The organism is Streptomyces thermovulgaris (assembly GCF_002155915.1).
GTDB classification, from domain to species: Bacteria; Actinomycetota; Actinomycetes; order Streptomycetales; family Streptomycetaceae; genus Streptomyces; species Streptomyces thermovulgaris.
The window spans coordinates 1-18,284 of record NZ_MUME01000382.1; the positions used below are offsets into that span (position 1 = coordinate 1).

General features: G+C 74.2%; 16 protein-coding genes. 11 read left to right on the forward strand and 5 right to left on the reverse strand.

Annotated features, from left to right (window positions below):
• From CCN35_RS24655 to CCN35_RS24665, 3 genes are all read left to right on the forward strand, one after another.
• A partial coding sequence (locus CCN35_RS24655) for a CBS domain-containing protein (protein WP_143631792.1) occupies positions 1 to 410 on the forward strand: 410 nt, incomplete at its 5' end.
• A 288-nt stretch (positions 411 to 698) separates the two neighbouring features.
• Positions 699 to 1,592 carry a universal stress protein gene (locus tag CCN35_RS24660; protein ID WP_067397397.1) on the forward strand — a complete coding sequence of 298 codons (894 nt, stop codon included), beginning with the start codon at positions 699 to 701 and terminating at the stop codon, positions 1,590 to 1,592.
• 181 nt (positions 1,593 to 1,773) lie between these two features.
• Entirely contained in the window at positions 1,774 to 2,760 is a 987-nt protein-coding gene (locus CCN35_RS24665) for an Acg family FMN-binding oxidoreductase (RefSeq protein ID WP_067397396.1), read from the forward strand.
• 641 nt (positions 2,761 to 3,401) lie between these two features.
• On the opposite strand, the gene CCN35_RS24675 is transcribed toward CCN35_RS24665, so the two are convergent.
• Positions 3,402 to 4,205: a ribonuclease BN gene (locus CCN35_RS24675; protein WP_067397395.1), complete on the reverse strand. Its 804-nt coding sequence runs from the start codon at positions 4,203 to 4,205 to the stop codon at positions 3,402 to 3,404.
• A gap of 273 nt (positions 4,206 to 4,478) precedes the next feature.
• Positions 4,479 to 4,883, reverse strand: a complete 405-nt coding sequence (locus CCN35_RS24680; RefSeq protein WP_067397394.1) for a ChaB family protein — start codon at positions 4,881 to 4,883, stop codon at positions 4,479 to 4,481.
• 149 nt (positions 4,884 to 5,032) lie between these two features.
• On the opposite strand from CCN35_RS24680, the gene CCN35_RS24685 reads away from it, so the two are divergent.
• The 4 genes from CCN35_RS24685 (at position 5,033) to CCN35_RS24700 (ending at position 10,298) form a co-directional block, all read left to right on the forward strand.
• Positions 5,033 to 5,428 carry a four-helix bundle copper-binding protein gene (locus CCN35_RS24685; protein ID WP_067397393.1) on the forward strand — a complete coding sequence of 132 codons (396 nt, stop codon included), beginning with the start codon at positions 5,033 to 5,035 and terminating at the stop codon, positions 5,426 to 5,428.
• 34 nt (positions 5,429 to 5,462) lie between these two features.
• Positions 5,463 to 6,305, forward strand: a complete 843-nt coding sequence (locus tag CCN35_RS24690) for an oxygenase MpaB family protein (RefSeq protein ID WP_067397392.1) — start codon at positions 5,463 to 5,465, stop codon at positions 6,303 to 6,305.
• Between the two features lie 106 nt (positions 6,306 to 6,411).
• Complete coding sequence (locus CCN35_RS24695; RefSeq protein ID WP_067397391.1) at positions 6,412 to 8,658, forward strand: serine/threonine-protein kinase; 2,247 nt, start codon at positions 6,412 to 6,414, stop codon at positions 8,656 to 8,658.
• 62 nt (positions 8,659 to 8,720) lie between these two features.
• Complete coding sequence (locus CCN35_RS24700) at positions 8,721 to 10,298, forward strand: phytoene desaturase family protein (RefSeq protein ID WP_067397390.1); 1,578 nt, start codon at positions 8,721 to 8,723, stop codon at positions 10,296 to 10,298.
• 223 nt (positions 10,299 to 10,521) lie between these two features.
• Here CCN35_RS24700 and CCN35_RS24705 read toward each other — a convergent pair whose 3' ends face one another.
• The gene (locus tag CCN35_RS24705; RefSeq protein ID WP_067397389.1) at positions 10,522 to 10,902 is read right to left on the reverse strand and encodes a peptidase inhibitor family I36 protein; all 381 of its coding nucleotides are present in this window, start codon (positions 10,900 to 10,902) and stop codon (positions 10,522 to 10,524) included.
• Between the two features lie 258 nt (positions 10,903 to 11,160).
• Here CCN35_RS24705 and CCN35_RS24710 point away from each other — a divergent pair, with 258 nt between their 5' ends.
• The 4 genes from CCN35_RS24710 (at position 11,161) to CCN35_RS24725 (ending at position 14,833) form a co-directional block, all read left to right on the forward strand.
• Positions 11,161 to 11,544 carry a VOC family protein gene (locus CCN35_RS24710; RefSeq protein WP_086794390.1) on the forward strand — a complete coding sequence of 128 codons (384 nt, stop codon included), beginning with the start codon at positions 11,161 to 11,163 and terminating at the stop codon, positions 11,542 to 11,544.
• Between the two features lie 171 nt (positions 11,545 to 11,715).
• The gene (locus CCN35_RS24715) at positions 11,716 to 13,215 is read left to right on the forward strand and encodes an acyl-CoA synthetase (RefSeq protein ID WP_067397387.1); all 1,500 of its coding nucleotides are present in this window, start codon (positions 11,716 to 11,718) and stop codon (positions 13,213 to 13,215) included.
• Positions 13,216 to 13,309: 94 nt separating this feature from the next.
• The gene (locus CCN35_RS24720) at positions 13,310 to 14,173 is read left to right on the forward strand and encodes a universal stress protein (protein ID WP_086794392.1); all 864 of its coding nucleotides are present in this window, start codon (positions 13,310 to 13,312) and stop codon (positions 14,171 to 14,173) included.
• A 162-nt stretch (positions 14,174 to 14,335) separates the two neighbouring features.
• Entirely contained in the window at positions 14,336 to 14,833 is a 498-nt protein-coding gene (locus CCN35_RS24725) for a hypothetical protein (RefSeq protein ID WP_067397404.1), read from the forward strand.
• Between the two features lie 90 nt (positions 14,834 to 14,923).
• Here CCN35_RS24725 and CCN35_RS24730 read toward each other — a convergent pair whose 3' ends face one another.
• Together CCN35_RS24730 and CCN35_RS24735 are read right to left on the reverse strand one after the other, a co-directional pair.
• Positions 14,924 to 16,903: an N-acetylmuramoyl-L-alanine amidase gene (locus CCN35_RS24730; protein ID WP_425444322.1), complete on the reverse strand. Its 1,980-nt coding sequence runs from the start codon at positions 16,901 to 16,903 to the stop codon at positions 14,924 to 14,926.
• Between the two features lie 382 nt (positions 16,904 to 17,285).
• Positions 17,286 to 18,284: aminoglycoside phosphotransferase family protein (locus CCN35_RS24735; protein ID WP_086794395.1), on the reverse strand; the 999-nt coding region annotated here is incomplete at its 5' end.

Here is an 18,284-nt window from a genome sequence, read left to right on the forward strand (position 1 = left end):
CCGCCCCGGCCGTCACCGTCCACCCCGGCGCCGGCCTGGCCCGGGCCGCCCGCCTCATGGCCCAGCGAGGCGTCAAGCGCCTGCCGGTCGTCGACGACGAGGGCGTGCTCACCGGCATCGTCAGCCGCTCCGACCTGCTCAAGGTCTTCCTGCGCAGCGACGAGGACATCGCCGAGGAGGTCCGCCGCCGGCTGCGCGAGGCCCGGCTTCCGGGGCTGCCGGGGGCGATACAGGTGACCGTGCACGAGGGCGTCGTCACCCTCGCCGGACGTGTGCAGGACGCCTCCCTGACACCGCTCGTCCTGCGCCTGGCACGCTCCGTGGAAGGGGTGGTGGACGTCCGCAGCGCCCTCGCGGGACCGCCCCGCCGCCCCCTGCTCGAACCCGACCTGGCCGACGAGCAGCCCTGAGACACCCGGACGGACTTCCGGCCTCGCGGCCCCGGCCTCCTCCTTCCCCGGGACCGCTTCACGCGAGGGCCGTTTCACGCAGGGGCTCTCGGCTCCCCGGGAACTCCGGAGATCCCCGGGCCGCCGAAAGCCCCCTGGAAGGCCCCTGGAAGGCCCCTGAAACTCCGGAAGACCCCTGGTGAGGGGCACCGGGCGGTCGATCGGCTTCCCCTCCAGGGACTTTGGGCCCTCCTGCGGCGAGGCGCCGACGACGACAGTGGAGTCATCCACTGCAAGGAGACCGCCGCCATGTCGACCATCCCTGTCCGTCCCGTCGTCGTCGGCTTCGACGGCAGCCGCGCCGGTCGTGCCGCGGCCGAATGGGCCGCCCACGAGGCGCTGCTGCGTCAGGTGCCGCTGCGGCTCGTGCACGCCTGGGAACAGCCGATCGTGCCCCATGCGCCCCTCGCGGGCGTGACCGTCCCGTCGGACCCCAAGAGGTCCGCGCGTCTGCTCACCGACGCCCGGGTCCACCTGTCGCGCCGCCACCCCGGGCTCGAGGTCATCACCGACCGCCTCCCCGGGGACCCCGCGGCGGCCCTGGCGGCCGCCGGGGCGGACGGGGAGATGCTGGTGCTCGGCTCGCACGGGCTGGGCAGGACCGCCGGTTTCCTGCTCGGTTCCATGGCCCGGGCGGTGGTGGCCCGGGCGCAGGGGCCGGTCGTACTGGTCCGTGCCGCCGGCACCGGGACATCGCAGGGCGGCGGCCACAAGCCGGTGACGGGCGGGGACACCGGCGGCGTCGTGGTCGTCGGCGTGGACCTGGACGGCCCCGACGACGCCGTGCTCGTGTTCGCCTTCGAGGCCGCCGCACGGCGCGGCGCCGCCCTCCGCGTCGTCCACGGCCGCGGCTCGGCGGACGAGTCCGCCGACGGCCCCGACCTCGCGGAGACGGACTCCGTGACCGCCCCGCTCGGCGAGGTGCTCCGCCCCTGGCAGGAGAAGTTCCCCGGCGTGCCGGTGACCGCCCAGGCCGTGATCGGCCAGGCCGGCACCCATCTGGTCGACGCCTCCAGGGACGCCGTGCTGCTGGTCGTCGGGCAGACGATCCGGCAGGGCACGCTCGGCACGCACATCGGGCCGGTCACCGACACGGTGCTGCGCCACGCGACGCCGCCGGTCGCGGTGATCCCCCACACCTGACGCGGGTTTGTGCCCCGGGGCGGCAGATCACCCGGAGGCGGAACGAAGGGGCCGGAAGGCCCCGTGCCCGGCTCCGGTCCGGGCCGGTCGGCCCATGCGGCAAGGGCCCGACGGGGGTTGACTGGACCGCAGGGCGGCGGAATCCCGGCAGCCGCAGGGCATCCGGCCCGAGGAGGTTGCGATGGACACGCGACAGCTCGACAGCAGGACGGTGACCACGCTGGTCGCCGAGGCCACGGCCGCCCCGTCCATGCACAACTCCCAGCCCTGGAGGTTCCGCTTCCTGCCGGACGAGGACCTGCTCCTGCTGTACGCCGACCTTCGGCGGGCCATGCACCGGACCGACCCCGGCCACCGGGCCCTGCACATCGGTTGCGGAGCGGCGCTGTTCAATCTGCGGGTCGCCGCCGCGCACGCCGGTCTCACCCCCGAGGTCCGGCTGCTGCCCGATCCGGCGGACCCGCTGCTGCTCGCCGCGGTGCACCTGGTGGAACCCGCGACGAGCGACGACGAGCTGCGACGGCTGCACCCGGCGATCTCCAAGCGGCACACCAGCCGTCACCCGTTCTCCGAGCGGAGGATCCCCCAGGAGGTCCGTGCCGCGCTGCGGGAGGCAGCGGCCCGGGAGGGCGCCGAGCTGTTCTTTCCCGGACGCTGGCACACCGAGACCGTGCTGGGGCTGGTCCGCGACGCGGAGAACCGGGAGACCCTGGACCCCGTCAGCCGGGAGGACCTGATCCGCTGGGTCCGGCTCGGACCGGAGGCCGACGTCGCCACCGACGGCGTCCCCGAGTACGCCTTCGGACCCCACCGCCGCGACGGCAGGGCCCCGCTGCGCGACTTCGCCGGCCGCAGGCCGGTGACCGGCCGCGCCGCCGAGAAGTTCGAGCACGACCCGCAACTGGCCCTGCTGAGCACCGGCGGCGACACACCGGTCGACTGGCTGCGCGCCGGCCAGGCCCTGGAACGGGTCCTGCTGGAGGCGACCATGGCCGGCCTCGCCACCTCCCTGACCTCGCAGCCGCTGGAGAGGCCGGACCTGCGCCTGCTGGCCCGCGACCCGGTGTCGGGCACCGGTCATGTGCAGATGGTGCTGCGCCTCGGTTACGGCCCCGGCGGTGTCGCCAGCCCCCGCCGTCCCGTCCGCGAGGTCCTCGACATCGCCTGAGACCACGATCCGGAACCACCTCCCGGAACCACGTCCCGAAAACGCCCCGGAACCGCACCGGCAGGACCGCGCCGACGGGAGGAGAGCGGACCGATGTGCGAGTACTGCGGCTGCCAGAGCCTGGCCTCGACCGACGAGCCGACCCGTGAGCACGGGACCCCGGTGAGCCTCGCCGGCCGGGTGCGACAGGCCCACCGGGACGCCGCCCGCATGGCGGATCCGGCCCGGCGGATCTCCCCGGTGCCCGGCCCGCGCACCGAAGCGGAGGAGCCCGGTCTGTTCCCCGCTCTCGCCCGGAGTTCCCCGAGAAGACCGCCGCGCCGGAGGCGGAGCACCGCCGCGTCGACCGGGTGCCCGCCGAGGCGGACGCCGGTGTCCCGGAGGACCCCGCACGGCCCGCCCGTCTCCCCGGGACACTCGCACTCCTGCGGGAGCACATCCTCAAGGAGCAGGACGGCGTCCTCCCCGCCGCGCCGGCCCGTCTGAGCACCGGGCACCCGTCTGAGCGCCGGGCAGTGGGAGGCCGTCGAGACGGTGCGCGCCCGGGTGACCTTCCTGTACGGCCCGGCGCTCGGCCGTGTGACGGCCGCCCGTACACGTACGCGCCGTGAGCCCCGTCCGGCCACCCCGCCGGGCGGGGCTCACGGCGCGTCGGCCTCCTTGTGCTGCAGCAGATGCCCCATCCGGTCGCAGAACAGATGACCGACCAGCGCGCCGCCGTAGACGACGAACCCCACGCCGATCAGCCAGGACTCCACCACCAGGATGGTGCCGATGGCGCCGTAGCTGACGGCATTGGTCACGATCAGCGGAGTGAACACCAGGTCCGAGAAGACCCGCAGGCCCACCAGGCCCACCATGGTGGCGACGGCCCCGGGGAACAGCAGCCGCCAGCGCACCTGGCGGCCGAGGAAGAAGTACGGGCCCCACCAGAAGAACAGCACGCCGACGCCCACGCTCAGCAGCATCCGGTGCGTCCCGGCGAGCAGGGTGCGGGTGAGCACCTGCACGTACAGGTACACCATCAGCGCGATCAGCCAGACGACCTGGCGCCAGATCCGGTGCCAGGGGCCGGAGGGCAGCCGCCAGATCCGCTCGTAGGCGTTCTGCACGCTCGAGGCGAAGGAGACCCCGAACACGACGAGCAGCACCAGTCCCCACGCACTGGTGGAGGCGGCCACCCTGGGCGGCGGGTTGAAGACCTCCGTGAGCACCCGGGCGGACTGGCCGGACAGGTCCATGCCGTCCACCAGCCACAGCGCGAACCCGGCATGGTGCAGGGGGTCGAGCGCGGCCACCACGATCAGCAGCGGGGCCAGAGTGATCAGGGCGAGCGTGGCGAACCCCACCGCCCGGTGCATGAGCTCCAGCTGTTTGCCGCGCCGGTAGAGCTCGGCGGCCCATCCGCGGTGCGTCGTCGGGCGCCCGGCCCCCCGTTCGCTCAACGCAGCCGCCGCGGACGCCCGTTTCCGTGACCGGCGGCCGCGCACGGCGCCGGACGGGACGGAGTCGGACGGGACATGGCGACGGCGCCTCCTCTCCGGACCTCGGGTGACCGGCGCGGCCGCGCAGACCCATCATCGCGGCCCCGTCCGCCGGACGCACCCCGACGACGCGCGGGAGCGGGGCGAGAGCACGCGCGGGGCACCGGTGAGGCCGTCGGGCACCGGGGAACCGGTCCGGCCCCGCCGCGGCCCCTGCTCGTCCCGCCCCCTCGCTCACCCGGAGCGTGCCTGCCGGGTCCTCGAACGGTTCTCCTTGCGGATCGCGTCCAGCAGCTCACCCTTGGACATCCTCGAGCGGCCCTCGACACCGAGGCGCCTGGCCACGTCGTACAGATGCTCCTTGGACGCGCTCTCGTCGACGCCCTCGCCGCTGCGTCCGCCCCGTCCCCGGGGCCGGGCCGACCGCGGATCCGAGGGGCCCTTGCGCCCGCCCTCCTTGCGCTCCCAGTGATCGCCGACCTTCTCGTACGTGTGCTTGAGCGCGCCGTACGCCACCCGGTGCGCCCGCTCGCCCTCGCCGTACTGCTCCACCGCGGCGTCATGGGCCTTGATCCAGGTGCGTTGGGCGTCCTCGGAGGAACGCTCCAGTGTCGACGGCAGCTCCTGTCGTCCGGGCACGATTCCACCTCCGTGTCGCGTCGTCCCGGCGGCTCGTGCGTGCCTCCTCGCCCCCGGGCCGCACGAGTGCCCGGCCCGGGCGGCGGAAAACGGCCGGAACCCCTGCCGTCACCGCGTTTGACGGCCGCGGCTGCGGCTACCCGCGCGGTGTGACCACGAGTTCTTCGACGACTTCGACGACTGCGCAACGGCAGGAACTCATCCAGTTCCTGGAGGACCGCTTCACCTGTGCCCAGGCGTGCACGGAGTGCGCCCGGGCGTGTGCGCTGCGCGCGAGCCTGGTGGAGCCCGGCGGAGGCGAGGAGCAGGAGCTCCTGCGGCGCAAGGGCATCGTGTGCGCGGAGGTCTGCGACGCCACCTGCCGGATGCTGTCCGAGCAGAACAACCAGGACGAGGCCGGTCTGCGTGTCCAGCTGGAGTGGTGCCGGGCCGCCTGCCTGGAGAGCGCGCACGTCTTCGACCGGCACCCGGGCGCCGAGCGGACCGCCGAGGCCTGCCGGGCCGCGGCCCGCGCCTGTTCGGACTTCATGGCGACACTGGGCTGACGCGCGGACGCGGGGGCATGGGAGCCTGGGAGGCATGAGCGATCCCGGGTTGTTCGGTCCACGGTCCGTGACCTGGAACATGCACGGCGACCCGATGATGTGGATCGCGGGCGTCCGGGCGCTGTATCTGCAGGCCCTCCATCCGCGTGCGGTGCGCGGCGTGATGCAGAACTCCGACTTCCGGCGCGACGCCTGGGGCCGTCTGCTGCGCACGGCCGGCTTCGTCGGGACGACGACGTACGGGACGACCGAGGACGCCGAGAAGGCCGGCGCCCGGGTACGGAGGATCCACGGCATGCTCCGGGCGACCGACCCGGAGACGGGGGAGCGCTACCGGCTCGACGCCCCCGAGCTGCTGCTGTGGGTGCACTGCGCGGAGATCGACTCCTATCTGCACGTGCTGCGCCGCTCCGGCTTCCCGCTCACCGACGCCCAGGCCGACCGCTACGTCGCCGAACAACGCACCAGCGCCCGCCTGGTGGGCCTGGACCCGGCCGTCGTGCCCGCCGACCGGGCGGAACTCGCGGCCTACTTCGACAGGACGCGCCCCGAACTGGCCGCCGGGGCCGAGGCCCGGGAGGTCGACGCCTTCCTGCTCCGGCCACCGGCGCACCCGCTGCTCGTCCCGGCGCGGGAGCTGTTGTGGCGGCGCGTGGCACAACTGGCGTACGCCTCTTTGCCACCGTACGCCCACGAGCTGTACGGCAGACCGGCCCCCGCCCCCGCCGCCGTCACCCGCCGGCTGCGTCTCACCGGCACCCTGCTGCGCTGTGTCCCCGCACGTCTGCGCTGGCAACTCCCGCCGAAGAACATCCTCAAGGCGATGGCCCGGCTCGGCCCCGGGACACGTCCCGCACCGTACAAAGCCGGGCGATAGCACGCCATACTGGACGGGGCCTTCCGGCGAACCGGGCCGGCACCGGGGCGGCTTGCCGACACGGTCCGGGAGGACGGGCACACGGCGACGGGGGCAGCGGCGCGAGATGTCGGAGACCAGGCTGATTCAGGGCCGTTACCGGCTGCTCGACCCGATCGGGCGGGGCGGCATGGGCGAGGTGTGGCGGGCACGGGACGAGTCACTGGGCCGTCAGGTCGCCGTGAAGTGCCTCAAACCGCTCGGCCCGCACCACGACCCCTCCGGCGCCCGGGTGCTGCGCGAGCGTTTCCGGCGCGAGGCCCGGGTGGCCGCCGCGCTGCAGCACCGGGGGGTGACCGTCGTCCACGACTTCGGCGAGTCCGACGGCGTGCCGTACCTCGTCATGGAGCTGCTCGACGGCCGCGACCTCAGCCGGCTGCTGGACGACAACGGACACCGGCCGCTGGCCGTCCCGGACATCGTCGAGATCGCCGAACAGGTCGCCGCCGCCCTCGCCTACACCCACCGGCGGGGCGTCGTGCACCGCGACCTGAAACCGGCGAACATCGTGCGCCTGACCGACGGCACGGTGAAGATCTGCGACTTCGGCATCGCCCGGCTCGGCCACGACTTCGGTCTCACCACCCGGCTGACCGGCACCGGCATCGCCATGGGCACCCCGCACTACATGTCGCCCGAGCAGATCGGCGGAGCCCGGGCCGACCAGCGCAGCGACCTGTACTCGCTGGGCTGCGTGCTGTACGAGATCGCCACCGGCGCACCGCCGTTCGACCACGACGACGCCTGGGCGATCCTGGTCGGCCACCGCGACACCCCGCCCGAGCCGCCGCGCCGGCACCGCGCCGAACTGCCCGCGTACCTGGAGCGGATCATCCTCGACCTGCTCGCCAAACGCCCCGAGCACCGGCCGCAGGACGCCCAGGAGCTGCACCGCCGTCTCACCGAGGGCCGCACCGCGCACGCCCGCACGCTCGCGGTGGCCGCCCTGCGGCCGGCCGTGCGCGAGGCCCGTCTGCCGTCCTGGACACGGGGCATGACCACCGGTCCCAAGGCGATCGGCACCGCACCGCGCACCACCCCCGCGGACCCGGCCGCCGGCCTCGCCGGGACATGGACCGCACCTGCCCGCCCGGCCGGTGCCGGCGGGCCCGGGCCCGCCCGTCCGGCCGGCGCCGCCGAGTCCGCGTCCGCCCGTCCCGGCCCGCCTCCGGCGGCCCTCGGGGCCCTCGCCGACCGGTACCGCGCGGGCCTGCGGCTCGGACGCCTCGGCCGCTGGAAGGAGGCCGGCGAGATGCACCGCGCGGTCGCCGACGAACGCGCCCGCCTCCTCGGCCCCGACCACCCCGACACCCTCGCCAGCCGCTACGAGGTGGCGTTCGCCCTCAGCCGCACCGGGCGCGCCGCCGACGCGCTGCGCGAGTACAAGCAGGTGACCGCGGCCCGCATCCGGGTGCTGGGTCCCGACCACCCCGACACCCTCGCCGCCCGCCAGGAGATGGCGTACGTACTGGGCCGGCTCGGCCGCCACGCCGACGCGCACCGGGTCTACGAGGCCGTGCTCGCCGCCCGCGAGCGCACCATGGGCCCGGACCACCCCGACACCCTGCGCTGCCGCCACAACCTCGCCTTCAGCCTCGGCCGGCTCGGCCGCCCGGAGGACGCCTGCCGCATGGCCCGCGAGGTCGCCGCCGACCGCGCCCGGGTGCTCGGACCCCTGCACCCCGACACCCTGGTCACCCGCTACGAAGTCGCCTATCTGCTGGGGCAGTCGGGCCGCTGGGCCGAGGCCCTGCAGACCTACCGCGAGGTCGCCGAGGCCCGCGCCCGGGTGCTGGGCCCCGGCCACCCCGACACCCTCGCCGCCCGCCAGGAGACGGCGTACGCGCTGGGCCGGCTCGGCCGCGGCGAGGAGGCGCTCGGGCTCTACCGCGACCTGGCAGCGGACCGCACCCGCCTCCAGGGCCCGGACCACCCCGACACCCTGCGCGCCCGCCACGGCATCGGCGTCAGCCTCGGACGCCTCGGCCGCTGGGAGGAGGCCCTCGCCGAGGCCCGCGACGTGAGCGCGCTCCGTGAACGCGTCCTGGGCGCCGACCACCCCGACACCCTGGTCAGCCGCCGTGAGGTGGCCGTGGGCCTCGGCTGGCTCGGCCGCTGGGCCGAGGCGCTCACCGAGTACCGGCGGGTGGCCGCCGACCGCGAGCGCGTCCTGGGCGCCGGCCACCCCGACACGCTCACCAGCCGCAGCGACGAGGCCCGCTGCCTGGAACGGCTCGGCCGCGCCGCGGAAGCCGCCGAGCTGCGCCGCAGGGTGGCCGAGCTGCGCCGGCAGCAGGCGGCCGGCGCTTCCTGAGCCACCCGCGCACGGCCCGCGGCACCCTGGCCGAGGCGGATCACCGCGTGCTACGAAGAACCATGCGCGCACACGAGGCACACGGGACGTACGACGCCGTCGTCGTCGGCGGCGGGCACAACGGACTGGTCGCCGCCGCCTACCTGGCCCGGGCCGGACGGTCGGTGCTCGTGCTGGAGCGGCTGGACCGCACCGGCGGCGCGGCCGTCTCCGTCCGCCCCTTCGCCGGTGTGGACGCCCGGCTGTCCCGCTACTCCTACCTGGTCAGCCTGCTGCCGCGGAAGATCGTCCAGGATCTGGGCCTGGACGTCCGGCTGCGCCCCCGCACCATCTCCTCGTACACGCCCGTCGAACGGGACGGGCGGCCCACCGGACTGCTGGTGGGCGGGGGAGAACAGCGCACCCGCGAGGCGTTCGTCCGGCTGACCGGCTCCGACCGCGAGTGGGAGGCCTGGCGGAGCTTCTACGGCATGACCGGTCATGTCGCCCGGCGGGTCTTCCCCACGCTCACCGAGCCGCTGCCCACCCGTGAGGAGCTGCGCCGCCGCATCGACGACGAGGAGGCCTGGCGGATCCTGTTCGAGGAGCCGATCGGCGTCGCCCTCGAGGACCGCTTCGCCGACGACCTGGTCCGCGGCGTGGTCCTCACCGACGCCCTCATCGGCACCTTCGCCGACGCCCACGACCCGTCCCTGGTGCAGAACCGCTGCTTCCTGTACCACGTGATCGGCGGCGGCACGGGGGCCTGGGACGTGCCGGTCGGCGGCATGGGCGCCCTGACCGACGCCCTCGCCTTTGCCGCGCGCCGGGCGGGCGCCGTCATCGCCACCGGCCACGAGGTGGTGCGGGTGACGAGCGACGGCACCAGCGCCGAGGTCACCTACCGCACCCGGGACGGCGAGGGCACCGTCGGTGCCCGGCACGTCCTGGTGAACGCCTCCCCGCAGGCCCTGGCCGCCCTGACCGGCGACACCCCGCCCGAGCCCGCCGAGGGAGCCCAGCTGAAGGTGAACATGCTGCTCAAGCGGCTGCCCAGGCTCCGTGACCCCTCCGTCGACCCCCGCGAGGCCTTCTCCGGCACCTTCCACATCGCCGAGGGCTACGAGCAGCTGGCCACCGCCCACGCCCAGGCCGCCGCCGGCGAGCTGCCCGCCGCGCCCCCCTCGGAGATCTACTGCCACTCCCTGACCGACCCCACGATCCTCGGCCCCGACCTGGTCGAGCAGGGCCACCAGACGCTCACCCTGTTCGGCCTGCACACCCCGGCCCGGCTCTTCGCCCGCGACAACGACGCCGTCCGCGACGAACTGCTGAAGTCGACGCTCGCCCAGCTCGACGCCCACCTCGCCGAACCGCTCGCCGACTGCCTGGCGACCGACGCCGAGGGCCGGCCCTGCATCGAGGCGAAGACCCCGCTGGACCTGGAGCGGGACCTGCGCCTGCCCGGCGGCAACATCTTCCACCGGGCGCTGAGCTGGCCGTACGCACAGGAGGGCACCGGCCGCTGGGGCGTGGAGACCCGGTACGCCAATGTGCTGCTGTGCGGCGCGGGCGCGGTGCGCGGCGGCGGGGTCAGCGGTGTGCCCGGGCACAACGCGGCCATGGCGGTCCTGGAGGGCACGGGCGGCACGGACGGCTGAACGCCTCCGCCGCGCGGGGGCCTTGACCCCGGTCCGCGCACTCCGATCCGAGCGGGCGTCGTTTCAGCCCGGTCCGGGCCGGCGTCACTTCGGCGGACCGCACGGGGCGCGAAGGGCCACGAGGCGCCCACGAGGCGCACAGGGCCCTTTCACGCGTGACGCCCCGCGTGCGTCCGCGGGAAGCCGGTGGGCCTGCCCCTCGCCGGGGCAGGCCCTGCCGCGGTCACTGCGGCCTGAAGGAACGGATCTGGTAGTTCCCCTGCAGATTGCCTCCGGAGCCCGCCGGGGTGGAGCCGACGCGGTTCCTGTAGTTGGTCTGCGTGTAGTACTGCACCCGGTGTCCGGTGCCGTTCCACACGGAGCGGACGTTTCTCCCTCGCTGGATGAAGGAGCAGTCGTCGGCCGTGTTCGCCTTGCTGGCCTGCCTCCACTGGCAGCGCGTTCCGCCGCCGTTCCAGTCGCTGTAGATGCAGAAGTACCCGGGGGTGCAGCTGTAGGCGGCGGGGGCCGCGTCCGCGGCCGGCACGACGCCGAGGGACGCGGCCAGGGCCACGAAGGAGACGGCGAATGAACGGACACCGCGAAGACCACGAGTACGTTGCATGAGACGAACTCTCCTTTCCTTCACCGGTGGCCCTGGACGGGCCCGTTCTCAGAGGACGCCACAGCACCGGAACCGGAACCAAGGGAAATCCGGATAATCCACCCCTTGGTGGGAATCGCCACGGCCCGCCGATCGCTGGTGTGTTTGAAGCGGTCTCCGTCGCCCGCAGGGGTGCGGTGCGCCCTCCGCCGGTACGCGGCCGGTCAACTCCCGGAATTTCTCCGGACACTTGCCCTGCACTTCCGTACACACGCGACCGTGGCATGCCGTATCAGCGAACTGGTCGTCGACTGCACCGGCCCCGAGCGACTCGCCGCCTTCTGGAGCGAGGTCCTCGGCTGCACCGAACCCGGCCGGGGGGACGGCGGAATCATCGCGATCGGGCCGCCCGGCGCCGACTTCGGCGGTCCGCAGCCCATCCTCGTCTTCATCCCCAGCAGTGACCCGCGGACCGGGAAGCTCCGTCTGCACATCGACGTCAGCCCCACCGGCCGCGACCAGGACGCCGGGCTGGAGCGGCTGCTCGCCCCCGGCGCCCGGCCCGTCGGCGTCGGCCAGACCGGCACCGAGAGCTGGCACGTCCTGGCCGGCCCGGAGGGCAACGAGTTCTGCCTCCTGCACACCCGGATCCAGCCTCTTTGACCCATGCGGACCACGGGCGCCCGGTGCCGGGCCGCCCGGCCGTCCGAGCGGGACCGGGGCCCGCCATGAGGGCCGACAGGGCCGCCTCCCCTTCGGCGGGACCGCACCCGGTCCCCCCGAGGGGCACGGATGCTTGACCTGCTCCCGCCGGCAGGTCGATGATCATGTGTCATGACGCCTGGACACGGGAGCACGGTCGACGGAGTCCTGCGGCGCAGCGCCCGGCGCGTCCCGGCGCGTGTCGCCGTCGAGTACGGCGACCGGTCGTGGACGTACGCGGAACTCGACGACGCCGTCTCCCGCGCGGCGAGCGTCCTGCTCGACCAGGGCCTCGCGCCCGGCGACCGGGTCGGCGCCTACGGCCACAACTCCGACGCCTATCTGATCGCCTTCCTCGCCTGCGCCCGCGCGGGCCTGGTGCATGTGCCGGTCAACCAGAACCTGACCGGCGACGACCTCGCGTACATCGTCGGCCAGTCGGGCAGCACCCTGGTCCTCGGCGACCCGGACCTGGCCGGGCGGCTGCCGGACGGCACACGGACACTGGCGCTGCGCGGGACCGACGACTCGCTGCTGGCCCGCCTGCCCTCCGCGGAGCCGTACGACGGCCCCGAGCCGCGCACCGAGGACCTGGTGCAGCTGCTCTACACCTCCGGCACCACCGCCCTGCCCAAGGGCGCGATGATGACCCACCGGGCGCTGGTCCACGCCTATCTGAGCGCGATCACGGCCCTCGACCTCAGCGCGGGGGACCGCCCCGTGCACTCACTGCCGCTCTACCACTCGGCGCAGATGCACGTGTTCCTGCTGCCGTACCTGGCCGTGGGCGCCACGAACATCATCCTGGACGCGCCCGACGGCGACCGGCTCCTCGACCTGATCGAGGCAGGACGCGTGGACAGCCTGTTCGCCCCGCCCACGGTGTGGATCGGCCTCACGGGACGCCCCGACTTCGCCACCCGGAACCTCGACGGACTGCGCAAGGCGTACTACGGCGCCTCGATCATGCCGGTGCCGGTCCTGGAACGCCTCCGTGAACGCCTGCCGAAGCTCGCCCTCTACAACTGCTTCGGCCAGAGCGAGATCGGCCCGCTGGCCATGGTGCTGGGCCCCGACGAGCACAAGGGGCGGCTGGACTCCTGCGGCCGGCCGGTGCTCTTCGTGGACGCCCGGGTCGTCGACGAGGAGGGCAAGGACGTGCCCGACGGCACGCCCGGCGAAATCGTCTACCGCTCCCCGCAGTTGTGCGAGGGGTACTGGGACAGGCCCGAGGAGACCGCCGCGGCCTTCCGCGACGGCTGGTTCCGCTCCGGCGACCTCGCCGTCCGCGACCCGCACGGCTACTACACGATCGTCGACCGGGTGAAGGACGTCATCAACTCCGGCGGCGTACTGGTCGCCTCCCGCCAGGTCGAGGACGTCCTGTACACGCACCCCGGGGTCGCCGAGGCGGCCGTGGTCGGCCTGCCCGACGACCACTGGATCGAGGCCGTCACCGCCTTCGTCGTCCCCCGAGGCGAGGTCGCCGAGTCCGACCTGATCGCCCACGCCCGCGAGAAGCTGCCCTCCTTCAAGGTGCCCAAGAAGGTCTTCTTCGTGGACGAACTGCCCCGCAACGCCAGCGGAAAGATCCTCAAGCGCGAACTGCGCGACCGGTTCGCCGGCACCTGACCCCCGCCTGCCGGCGGCACCCGTTCCACCCGCCCCGGCCCGGTCCCGCGCCCGTGGTCCGGTCCCCAGGCCGTCGTCCGAGGAGAGGAATCCCATGAGCAGCCTGCCGGTCGTCGCCGCGGTCGACGGTTCCCACGACAGCCTGCGCGCCCTGGACTGGGCCCTCGACGCCGCCCGAAGGCGCGGTGCGCGGCTGCGGGCGGTCCATGTGCGGCAGTACCCGGTGCGGGGCGACGAGGACCCGGTGCTCGACCGGGTGCGCGCCCACCTCGAGGGCCGCACCCAGGGCATCGAGGTGGAGTACACGGGACTGGACGGACGCCCCGAGGCACTGCTGCCCGAACTCGGTTCCGACGCCCGGCTGCTGGTGCTCGGCTCACGCGGACGCGGCGGCTTCGCCAGCCTGTTGCTCGGCTCCAGCAGCCTGGCCGCCGCCCGCGACGCCGACTGCCCGGTCGTCGTGGTGCCCCGGCCCGGCCGCGAGGTCCACGGCGAGGCGCCGGGCGGCCCCGGGCCCCGTGTGGTCGTCGGCGTGAACGCGGCCGGCCCCGACGAGGCCACGCTCGCCTTCGCCTTCACCGAGGCCGCTCTGCGCGAGGCCCGGCTCCAGGTGGTCACCGCCTACCCGTGGCCGGGCCCCACCTGGATGGTCCCCGGCGAGCTCGCCCCGCCCGTGATCGACCAGGAGGCCGTGGAGAGCGACACCCGGACCCTGATCGACGACCTCCTCGCCCCGCACCGCGCCCGCTGTCCCGGCGTCCGGACGGAGTCCTGGGTCGCCCCCGGGGACGCGGCCGGACACCTGGTCGCCGCCTCCCGCGACGCGGAACTGGTCGTGGTCGGCCGTCACCGCCGCCGTCCGCTGGCCCCGGCCCGCATGATGGGCTCGGTCACCCAGGCCGTCCTCCTGCACGCGGCGAGCCCCGTCGCGGTGGTGCCGTCGGCCCCGCAGGAGTGAGACAGGAGCGGGACAGGAGCGAGAGCGGCGGCGGACCGGCGGCAGCCGTACCGCCCCGCCCCCGCCGTAAGGGGCCGTTTCTCCCGCCCCCGGGGACGCCACCGCCGTTCCCGGGGCGGCCCGCTCGCCGTGCGGCAGGCCGGGGCACGTACCATGGGCGGCATGTCGTTCCTCCGCCGCCGCAGTGCCAAACCCGCCGGGCCCGACTTCGACGTACTGGCCATGGACCCGGGAGACTGGCCGGGCGACCTCGGTGCCGGGCTGCTGCCCGCGCCCGACGGCACCTGCCAGGGCGTCTTCCTGAGGTACGACCTGTTCGGCGGCCGCGGCACCGCGATGATCATCGGCAATCTGCCCGAGGGCTCGCCGGCCCGCGAGGTCGCCGAGGGCGAGGTGCCCTTCGAGGTCGCCCAGCTGCTGCAGGCCCTGGGCAACGACGAGAAGGTCACCGTCGTCGGCGTCGAGGACGTGCCGGTGATGCAGGGCGACAACCTGCTGATCGTGCGCCGGCTGAAGCTCTCGGAGAGCCGGATCTCCTGCGTGCAGTTCGACCGCAGCGACGGCGTCCTGGTGACCATCGCCGCCTGGGACCGCCCGATCACCGACGACCTGTACGCCCTGCTCAAGCCGCTGCCCGCCGAGCTGTTCCAGCAGGGCTGACTCCCGCGGGACCGACCGGGGGCGGCGGAAGGACCCGCCGTCCCACCGGACCTGCGGTCCCTTCCCCTGCTCCGCCGCCTTCCGGCACCGTTACAGGACCGACGGCTCCAGCCGTACGTCGGCGGCCCGCACGAACGCCACCCGGTGGCCGAACTGGATCTGGTAGTACAGGTCCTTGCCGGTCACCACCCGGTGCGAGTCCGTGGTGAAGGTCACCGAGTAGTAGTACTCACCCCGTACCAGGTCCCCCACCACGTACTTCTGGCCCGCGGGCATCCGGTACGGCAGCGGCGACACCGGCTGCACGGGCACGCCCGCCGGATAGGCCTCCTTCTCCGGGTACGCCCTGCCGTACACCGGCACACTGTCCAGCCCGGCCCTCGGCGTCACCACCAGCCCGACCGCGTCCACCGCCGTCGGCTGCCCCTCCGGGTTCCGGAACCAGGCCTTCTGCCCCAGGTACCAGATCGCCGTCCAGTCGCCCCGCCGCTCGGCGACCGCGTACTGCTGGCCGGTCTCCACCCGGGAGGCGATGTCGTTCACGTCGATCGTGGAGGCACCGCCGTCCGGTCTCAGCCCGATGTCCTTGATCAGCGGCGAGGAGGTGTCGGGCCGCGAGTACAGCCGCACCGCGCTGGAGCCGTGCGGGGCGCAGGGCCGGCCGTGGGCGGTGCAGCCCGTGTACTCGGGACGGTTCGCGGCGTAGTCGGGGCGGATCGTCACCATGCCGCCGTTTCCGACCGCGGCCGGTTTGAGGGGGCGGCCCAGCAGCTCGAAGTAGTGCTGCCAGTCCCAGTACGGCCCCGGGTCGGTGTGCATGCCCGGGATGGCCCCGCTCGTCGGCCCCGGCACGGTGTCGTGACCGAGGATGTGCTGCCGGTCCAGCGGGATGTCGTACTTCTCGGCGAGATACTTCACCAGCCGTGCCGAGGCGCGGTACATCGCCTCCGTGTACCAGGCGTCCGGCGAGGCGAGGAAGCCCTCGTGCTCCAGACCGATCGACGTGGCGTTGACGTACCAGTTGCCCGCGTGCCAGGCCACGTCCTTGGTTCTCACATGCTGGGCGATGTGCCCGTCGGTGGAGCGCAGCGTGTAGTGCCACGACACATAGGTGGGGTCCTGGACGAGATCGACGACCCCGTCCCAGCGGCCCTCCGTGTCGTGGACGACGATGTACCGGATGGACTGCGACGCCGGGCGGTCGCCCAGGTCGTGGTTGCCGTAGTCGCCGTCGCCGAACTCCTCGTACGGCGCCGGAATCCACTCGCAGGACACCGAGGACGGGCACTCCGTGCCGGCCGCGGAGGCACGGCGCAGACCCGTCCGGGCCAGCTGGGCGGTGTCGGGGACCAGCTGGGGCTGCGCGGCCAGGACGATCCGCTGCCCGGTGGCGGTGACGCGCCGCTCCCCGGAGCGGATCACGTCGTAGACGTCGTCGGCGTACGCCGCCGCCGTCGCGCTGTCGTCCGCTCCGGAGAACCGGGCCACCGCTCCGTACCAGTCGGCGGGGTCCGGGCTCAGCGGCTCGCCGAGCTGCTTCTGGGCGGCGGCGAGCAGGGCCGCGCCGCCCCTGATGTTCGCCGAATCGTCACTGCGCAGGCGCTCGGCGGGGATCCCGGTCAGCTCGGCCGCCCTCGTCAGGGTCTTCAGCCGGGCGGGCAGCGCGGAGTTCTCCGGCACCTTCGCGACCGGGCGCAGGGCCGCCCGCGCACCGTCCCCGCGCGGGTCCTCCGTGCCCGCGCCGTGGTGCGAGGCCCGGGCGAGCGCGGTGCGCGCATCGGTGAGATGCATCGGCCCGTAGCCGCCGGTCACGCTCGGCGCACCGCCGTGCCCCTCCCACCGGGACTGCAGATACGACACGCCCATCAGCACACTGAGCGGCACCCGGTACTCGGCCGCGGCGGAGGCGAACGCCCGCTGCAGCCGCCCGGTGTCGTCCGCGGAGGCGCCCGCGGACGGCGCGGCGCCCAGCAGCGGCAGCAGCAGCACCGCCGAGGCGACGGCAACCGCCGCACCCCGCATGCGTCTGCCTCCCGGCACGGGTCCGGAAACGGTGACGGATCCTCGCAAGGCGGCCTCCTGTGCGCTCGGGCGTGACGGGGCGTGCGGGACCGGCGTGGGTCAGTGGTACCGGTTGTCCGACGATCCGTCAATCATCCGCATCGCACGGAGAATTCCCCTGCCGACGGCGTCCCCGGCGAGTTTCACCCGGACGCCCCGAACGAACTGCGCGGCGCCGGTGGTGTGCACCGGTGGCGTTCCGGGGCCGCCGCCCCGGAACGCCGGAAGGAGCCGAAAAGATCTGGAAGCAGCCCGAGGCGAGGAGCCGGCAAGGGGGACAGGGGAGCGAGGACCGGCAGGGCGAGGAGCGGGTGCGGGCAACGAGCACGGGAACGAGCGGGGAGGGGACGCGGCGCGTCCGGGGAGGAGGACGCGCCGCGGGCCGTGGCGGTCAGCGGGTGCCCACGGCCGCGCGTACCGCTCTGCGGGCCAGCTGGCAGTCGTCGTGCAGACGGCGCAGAAGCAGGCGCTGCTCCTCGCCGGACTGGGCGGCACCCGGGTGGGTGGCGTCGTGCATCGAGCGCTGCACGGCCGTCTCGTAGGTGCGGATCTCCCGGGTGAGCACAAGCATCAGGTTTACCAGGAACGCGTCCCGCGCGGCCGGCCCGGCCGCCTGGGCGAGCTGGCTGATCTGCCGGCGTGCCACCGGCGCGTCGCCGAGGACCGTCCACAGTGTCGCCAGGTCGTAGCCCGGCAGGTACCAGCCCGCGTGCTCCCAGTCCACCAGCACTGGACCGGCCGGTGAGAGCAGGACGTTCGCGAGCAGTGCGTCACCGTGGCAGAACTGGCCCATGCCCTGCCGGCCCGCGGCATGCGCGATGCCGTGCAGCAGTTTCTGCAGGTCCCCCAGGTCGCGGTCGGTGAGCAGCCCCAGCTCGTGGTAGCGGGAGATCCGGGCGGCGTAGTCCAGCGGGGTGTCGAAGGTCCCCGCGGGCGGACGCCAGGCGTTCAGCCGGCAGATCGCGCCCAGCACGGCCCGGATGTCCGCCTGGGGCGGCGCCTGTGCCGGATGTCGCTGGAGTGCGGCCACCCGGCCCGGTGTGCGCTCGACGACTAATGTGCAGCTGTCCGGGTCCGCCGCGATCAGCCGGGGCGCCCGCACCGGCGGCCGGTGCCGCACGAACGAGCGGTATGCAGCTATTTCATGCCGGTAGCGCTCCACCCAGGCGGGGGAGTGGTCGAGTAAGCACTTGGCGACGGCCGTGGTGCGTCCGGCCGTGCCGACCAGCAGCACGGACCGCCCGCTGCGGCGCAGCACCTGCACCGGAGTGAACTCCGGACAGATCCGGTGCACCGAGGCGAGCACCGTGCGCAGCTGGGCGCCCTGAGGGCCGGACAGGTCGAGTCGGCCGCTGAGCGGTTGCGTGCCGAGCCCCGCGGCGCGCCGCGG